This is a genomic window from Sphingomonas lacusdianchii (assembly GCF_022664395.1).
GTDB lineage: Bacteria > Pseudomonadota > Alphaproteobacteria > Sphingomonadales > Sphingomonadaceae > Sphingomonas > Sphingomonas lacusdianchii.
In genome coordinates this window covers 1-3,992 of sequence record NZ_JAKRET010000055.1, presented here as the reverse complement: position 1 = coordinate 3,992, position 3,992 = coordinate 1, and the positions used below count along the sequence as shown (strand labels likewise).

3 protein-coding genes are annotated in these 3,992 nt (G+C 68.8%); 1 reads left to right on the top strand and 2 read right to left on the bottom strand.

The features are described 5' to 3' along the window. The coding region (locus tag MF607_RS22325; protein WP_488803482.1) for a DUF7986 domain-containing protein at positions 1-582 on the bottom strand (582 nt) is incomplete at its 3' end. Then, positions 579-1,172: a recombinase family protein gene (locus MF607_RS22320; protein ID WP_242122362.1), complete on the bottom strand. Its 594-nt coding sequence runs from the start codon at positions 1,170-1,172 to the stop codon at positions 579-581. The genes MF607_RS22320 and MF607_RS22325, both read right to left, overlap by 4 nt. Positions 1,173-1,301: 129 nt before the next feature. Between MF607_RS22320 and MF607_RS22315 the strand changes: the two genes are divergently transcribed. After that, a partial coding sequence (locus tag MF607_RS22315; protein ID WP_242122361.1) for a Tn3 family transposase occupies positions 1,302-3,992 on the top strand: 2,691 nt, incomplete at its 3' end.

The window sequence follows — 3,992 nt, the reverse complement described above, 5'->3', positions numbered from 1 at the left end:
CATGAGCGGGGTGCGCGGACTGCGCTTTCTCTCCGCCCGGCGGAGACCCCGCACTAGATCGTCGGCCGCCTCCATCGGGAACGACAGCAGCCCGCCCGACAGGAGATGCCTGCCCCCGACCTCGACGGCACGGGCACCGATCCGGTCCCATTGCTTGAGCGTCTGCGAGGCGCTGCGCTCGGACACGCGCACCGGCGCGCCGCCTCGGATCAGGTCGCGGACCAGAAAGCCGTGGCCGGGTTCGACCTCGCTGACCTCGTACAGGCTCATCACCGACGATCGGAGCGCACGCATATAGGCCTTGGCGGGGCCGCTCTCGTTCCAGCCCCGGCGTTTGATATAGTCGTCGACGATGTTGCGGCCGTCGGGGGCGACGGCGCGCGTCAGCAGGTCCTCGAACGCGCAGCCCCATAGCACGCCGGCCCAATGATCGCCGACGATATCGGCGAGGTCTTCGTAGCCGAAGTCGAACTCGTCCATCGCCAGTTCGAGATGATCGCCGAGCGCCTCGCCGAGATGGTCCGCCCAGGCAGGCGAGGTGGCGAACTTCATGAGACCGGACAGGTCGTGGCCCCGCTTCACGCCGCTTCTCCTTGCTGCTGGCGATACGCCGCGACGATGCGCGAGACGGTGGGTTCGCTGACGCCGTAGAGCCGGGCCATCTCGGCCCCCGACTTGCGGCCCGAGGTGACGGATTCGGCGATCTCGCGGCGCTGTTTGTCGGCCAGCTTGCGCCGACGTCCACCGATCCGCCCCTCGGCGCGCGCCTGCGCCAAGCCGGCGCTGGTGCGCTCGCGGATCATCGCGCGCTCGAATTCGGCGAAGCTGCCGACCATCTGCATCATCATGCGGCCTGCGGCCGTGGTGGTGTCGATCGCCTCGGTGAGCGAGCGGAAACCCGCGCCGGCCGCTTCGATCCGGTCCATGATGTGGAGCAGGTCCTTCAGGCTGCGCGACAATCGGTCGAGCTTCCAGACGACCACCACGTCGCCCGCGCGCAGCTGCCCGATCATCTCGTGCAGCTTCGGGCGATCCCAGCGCCCGCCGCTGGCGGTTTCCTCGAACACGCGCCGGCAACCGGCTGCATCCAACGCGCGAGCCTGCGCGACGTTGGACTGCTCCTCGCCCTTCGACACGCGGGCATAGCCGATCAGATAGGGTATGGTGTCCAAGCGCGCGCCTTTCCCAAACGACCGTATCCGGAGGCCGGATCGGCCGCCACGGATTTCCGCCGCCTTCCGCCTTTCACAATCCTCTTTCATTCAGCCGCCCAATGGCAAGGGCTTTTTGAAGGATAATGAATGCCCGCACGCATTCCGATGACCGCGCGGCAGCGCACCGCACTGCTGGCGCTGCCCGACAGCGAGGCGGCGGTCATCGCCCACCACAGCCTCGACGCCGGCGATCTGGCCGCGATCGGCACCGCGCGGACGCCGACGACCCGGCTCGGCTACGCACTGCAACTGTGCTGCCTGCGCTATCCGGGGCGCCACCTGCGCGCGGGTGAATTGCTGCCGGCGATCATGCTCGACCATATCGCCGAACAGGTCGGCGTGGAGGCGAGCGTCATCGCCGACTTCGCGAGGCGCACGCCCACCCGCTACGACCAGCTCGCCGCGATCAAGGCGCGTTTCGGGTTTCGGGATCTGAGCCGGCCGGTGCGCGCGGATCTGATGACATGGCTTGCCGAGGCCGCGATGCCGGTCACCGACGGATGCGCCCTGCTCGATCGGTTGCTGGAGGAGATGCGCGCGGAGCGCATCGTCATTCCCGGCATCAGCGTCGTCGAGCGGATGGCGGCCGAGGCGATGCACCGCGCCGAAACCGATCTCATCACCGCAGTCGATCGCAGCCTTGATGCCGAAATGCGTCGTCGGCTCGACACGCTGGTCGATGGGAAAGTCCATGACCGGCAGAGCCGCCTGTCCTGGCTGCGCGAACCGGACCCCCGCGTCGCCCCGGCATCGCTCGACGCGATCGTCGAAAAGGTGAGGCTCATCCGCTGGACGGGCGTATCGGCGCATCCGGTCGATCCGGCCCATGCACCGCGCCTCGCGCAATTCGCGCGCGAAGGGCTGCGCTACACCGCACAGGCCTTCCAGCAGATGCGACCCGCCCGTCGCAAGACCGTGCTGCTCGCCACCCTGCGCGAGATGGAGGCGACGCTCACCGACGCGGCGATCGCCATGTTCGGCGCGCTGGTCGGACGGGCCCGCCTGCGGGCGCGCAAGCGGCTCGAGCAACGGGTCGCCGTGTCGAACCGGGAAGGGCGCGAACGCCTGCTCCGCGTCGCGGTCCTGCTCGAGACGGTGGCCAGAGCGGCACGCGCCGGCGAGGATGTGGGCGCGGCCGTCAACCGCATCACGACGCTCGACACGCTCGATGCCGATGCCGCGATCATCCGGCGCACCGCATCGTCGCACCGCGATGACATATTGGGCGAGATCGCGCCGGAATACCGCGCCTTCAAGCGCAGCGGTCCGGCGTTCCTGCGTGCGTTCGACTTCCAGGGACGGGCGCATACGCAGAGCCTGCGATCGGCGATGACGATCCTCGCCGACCTCGACGGCGACTGGCGCAGATCGCTGCCGGACGACGTGCCGCTCGGTCATGTCGAACGGCGCTGGCGGCGTCATGTCGGACACGCCGGTGCGATCGACCGCACATCCTGGGAAATGGCGACCTACGAGGCGCTCGCGAGTGCGTTGGCGTCCAGCGATATCTGGGTTCCGACCGCAAAGGTGCATCGCGCGCTGCGCGCATTGCTGGCGCCGGCACCAAGCGCCCCGCCCAGGCCGGCGATCCTGCCCGGTGATGCGCATGCCTGGCTCGATGAACGTGCGAACCGCATCGACACGGCCCTCCTCGCGGTCGAGCGCAACCTTGGCCAGCGCGACGCCATATTTTTCGAAGGCGACCGGCTGCGCTTTCCCAAGGAGCCATCGGACGATACCGACCGCGATGGCGGGCGCCGCTTCGCGCTTGCCTGTTACGCCAGGTTGCCCGCCACCCGTATCACCGACCTTTTGTCGCAGGTCGATCGCTGGACCGGTTTCACCCGGCACTTCGGCCATGTCTCTACCGGGCTGCCGCCCGGTGATGACCGCGCCTTTCTCGCCACGCTGATCGCCGAGGCGACCAATCTCGGTCTCTCGCGCATGGCCGAGGTCTGCGGCGTGGGGTCACGACGAACCCTTCTGCGGATGCAGACATGGCACATGCGCGAGGAAACCTTCCGCGCCGCGCTCGCCTGCCTGACCGATGCCATCCATGCCGAACCGCTTGCCGCCTGGTTCGGACAGGGACGTCGCGCGTCGGCCGACGGGCAGGCATTTCCCCTGGGCGGTCCCGGCGAGGCGAGCGGAAGCGTCAACGCGCATTACGGGCGCGACCCGGTGGTGAAGATCTACACCACCATCACCGACCGCTACGCCCCGCTTCACCAAAGCGTGATGGCCGGCACCGCCGGCGAAGCGATCCATGCGCTCGACGGCATCCATGGCCATGCGGCAGGAGTCGATCCCGCCACGCTCCATGTCGATGGAGGCGGCGTATCCGACATCGTATTCGCGGTCAGCCACCTGCTCGGGCTGGATTTCGAGCCGCGTATCCCGCGCCTGTCGGATCGCCGCCTCTACGCCTTCGAGCCGGCACGCCGCTACGGCAGGTTGGCGCCGCTGTTCGGGCGTCGGCTCGATCGCGACCGCATCGTACCCCACTGGCCGGAAATCGCGGAGGTCATCGGCGCGATCCGGAACCGCACGGTCACGCCATCGCTGATCCTCGGCAGACTCTCCGCCCAGCGTCAGCAAGGCGGGCTCGCCGCGGCCTTGCGCGAAATTGGGCGGATCGAACGCACCCTGTTCACCCTGCGCTGGTTCGAGGACGCCGACCTGCGGCGCACCGTCACCGCCGAACTGAACAAGGGCGAGGCGCGCAACAGCCTCGCCCGCGCCGTCGCCTTCCATCGCCTCGGTCGCTTCCGCGACCGC